This is a genomic window from Pseudomonas sp. PDM03 (assembly GCF_014852385.1).
Classification (GTDB): Bacteria; Pseudomonadota; Gammaproteobacteria; order Pseudomonadales; family Pseudomonadaceae; genus Aquipseudomonas; species Aquipseudomonas migulae.
The window spans coordinates 1-3,131 of sequence record NZ_JACVBM010000042.1 but is presented as its reverse complement, the minus strand read 5'-3'; the positions used below and the strand labels follow the sequence as shown (position 1 = coordinate 3,131).

The window sequence follows — 3,131 nt, the reverse complement described above, 5'->3', positions numbered from 1 at the left end:
TCTCGAACTTTCGGTTCATTGCGTCTTCACACACCGCAATCTGATGCTCTTTCGAGGAGTCAAATTGCTTGGGTGTTATATGGTCAAGCCTCACGGGCAATTAGTATTGGTTAGCTCAACGCCTCACAGCGCTTACACACCCAACCTATCAACGTCGTAGTCTTCGACGGCCCTTCAGGGGACTCAAGGTCCCAGTGAGATCTCATCTTGAGGCTAGTTTCCCGCTTAGATGCTTTCAGCGGTTATCTATTCCGAACATAGCTACCCGGCAATGCCACTGGCGTGACAACCGGAACACCAGAGGTTCGTCCACTCCGGTCCTCTCGTACTAGGAGCAGCCCCTCTCAAATCTCAAACGTCCACGGCAGATAGGGACCGAACTGTCTCACGACGTTCTAAACCCAGCTCGCGTACCACTTTAAATGGCGAACAGCCATACCCTTGGGACCGGCTTCAGCCCCAGGATGTGATGAGCCGACATCGAGGTGCCAAACACCGCCGTCGATATGAACTCTTGGGCGGTATCAGCCTGTTATCCCCGGAGTACCTTTTATCCGTTGAGCGATGGCCCTTCCATACAGAACCACCGGATCACTAAGACCTACTTTCGTACCTGCTCGACGTGTCTGTCTCGCAGTCAAGCGCGCTTTTGCCTTTATACTCTACGACCGATTTCCGACCGGTCTGAGCGCACCTTCGTACTCCTCCGTTACTCTTTAGGAGGAGACCGCCCCAGTCAAACTACCCACCATACACTGTCCTCGATCCGGATAACGGACCTGAGTTAGAACCTCAAAGTTGCCAGGGTGGTATTTCAAGGATGGCTCCACGCGAACTGGCGTCCACGCTTCAAAGCCTCCCACCTATCCTACACAAGCAAATTCAAAGTCCAGTGCAAAGCTATAGTAAAGGTTCACGGGGTCTTTCCGTCTAGCCGCGGATACACTGCATCTTCACAGCGATTTCAATTTCACTGAGTCTCGGGTGGAGACAGCGCCGCCATCGTTACGCCATTCGTGCAGGTCGGAACTTACCCGACAAGGAATTTCGCTACCTTAGGACCGTTATAGTTACGGCCGCCGTTTACCGGGGCTTCGATCAAGAGCTTCGCGTTAGCTAACCCCATCAATTAACCTTCCGGCACCGGGCAGGCGTCACACCCTATACGTCCACTTTCGTGTTTGCAGAGTGCTGTGTTTTTAATAAACAGTCGCAGCGGCCTGGTATCTTCGACCGGCATGAGCTTACGGAGCAAGTCCTTCACCCTCACCGGCGCACCTTCTCCCGAAGTTACGGTGCCATTTTGCCTAGTTCCTTCACCCGAGTTCTCTCAAGCGCCTTGGTATTCTCTACCCAACCACCTGTGTCGGTTTGGGGTACGGTTCCTGGTTACCTGAAGCTTAGAAGCTTTTCTTGGAAGCATGGCATCAACCACTTCGTGTTCTAAAAGAACACTCGTCATCAGCTCTCGGCCTTAGAATCCCGGATTTACCTAAGATTCCAGCCTACCACCTTAAACTTGGACAACCAACGCCAAGCTGGCCTAGCCTTCTCCGTCCCTCCATCGCAATAACCAGAAGTACAGGAATATTAACCTGTTTTCCATCGACTACGCTTTTCAGCCTCGCCTTAGGGACCGACTAACCCTGCGTCGATTAACGTTGCGCAGGAAACCTTGGTCTTTCGGCGTGGGTGTTTTTCACACCCATTGTCGTTACTCATGTCAGCATTCGCACTTCTGATACCTCCAGCAAGCTTCTCAACTCACCTTCACAGGCTTACAGAACGCTCCTCTACCGCATCACCCGAAGGTGATACCCGTAGCTTCGGTGTATGGTTTGAGCCCCGTTACATCTTCCGCGCAGGCCGACTCGACTAGTGAGCTATTACGCTTTCTTTAAAGGGTGGCTGCTTCTAAGCCAACCTCCTAGCTGTCTAAGCCTTCCCACATCGTTTCCCACTTAACCATAACTTTGGGACCTTAGCTGACGGTCTGGGTTGTTTCCCTTTTCACGACGGACGTTAGCACCCGCCGTGTGTCTCCCATGCTCGGCACTTGTAGGTATTCGGAGTTTGCATCGGTTTGGTAAGTCGGGATGACCCCCTAGCCGAAACAGTGCTCTACCCCCTACAGTGATACATGAGGCGCTACCTAAATAGCTTTCGAGGAGAACCAGCTATCTCCGAGCTTGATTAGCCTTTCACTCCGATCCACAGGTCATCCGCTAACTTTTCAACGGTAGTCGGTTCGGTCCTCCAGTTAGTGTTACCCAACCTTCAACCTGCCCATGGATAGATCGCCCGGTTTCGGGTCTATTCCCAGCGACTAGACGCCCTATTAAGACTCGCTTTCGCTACGCCTCCCCTATTCGGTTAAGCTCGCCACTGAAAATAAGTCGCTGACCCATTATACAAAAGGTACGCAGTCACCCAACAAAGTGGGCTCCCACTGCTTGTACGCATACGGTTTCAGGATCTATTTCACTCCCCTCTCCGGGGTTCTTTTCGCCTTTCCCTCACGGTACTAGTTCACTATCGGTCAGTCAGTAGTATTTAGCCTTGGAGGATGGTCCCCCCATATTCAGACAAAGTTTCTCGTGCTCCGTCCTACTCGATTTCATGACTAAGAGATTTTCGCGTACAGGGCTATCACCCACTATGGCCGCACTTTCCAGAGCGTTCCGCTAATCTCAAAGCCACTTAAGGGCTAGTCCCCGTTCGCTCGCCACTACTAAGGGAATCTCGGTTGATTTCTTTTCCTCAGGGTACTTAGATGTTTCAGTTCCCCTGGTTCGCTTCTTAAGCCTATGTATTCAGCTTAAGATACCTAACTTATGTTAGGTGGGTTCCCCCATTCAGACATCTCCGGATCAAAGTCTGTTTGCCGACTCCCCGAAGCTTTTCGCAGGCTACCACGTCTTTCATCGCCTCTGACTGCCAAGGCATCCACCGTATGCGCTTCTTCACTTGACCATATAACCCCAAGCAATCTGGTTATACTGTGAAGACGACATTCGCCGAAAATTCGCGATTAAACTCACAAATTTTACCTTAGCCTGAATAAACACCAGTGAAAGTGTTATCCAGTCTATCTTTCTATCACATACCCAAATTTTTAAAGAACGATCTAG

General features: G+C 51.0%; 1 rRNA gene. It reads right to left on the bottom strand.

The features are described from left to right. Positions 1 to 79 precede the first annotated feature (79 nt). A 23S ribosomal RNA gene (locus IB254_RS29305) occupies positions 80 to 2,973 on the bottom strand. Between the last annotated feature and the right edge of the window lie 158 nt (positions 2,974 to 3,131).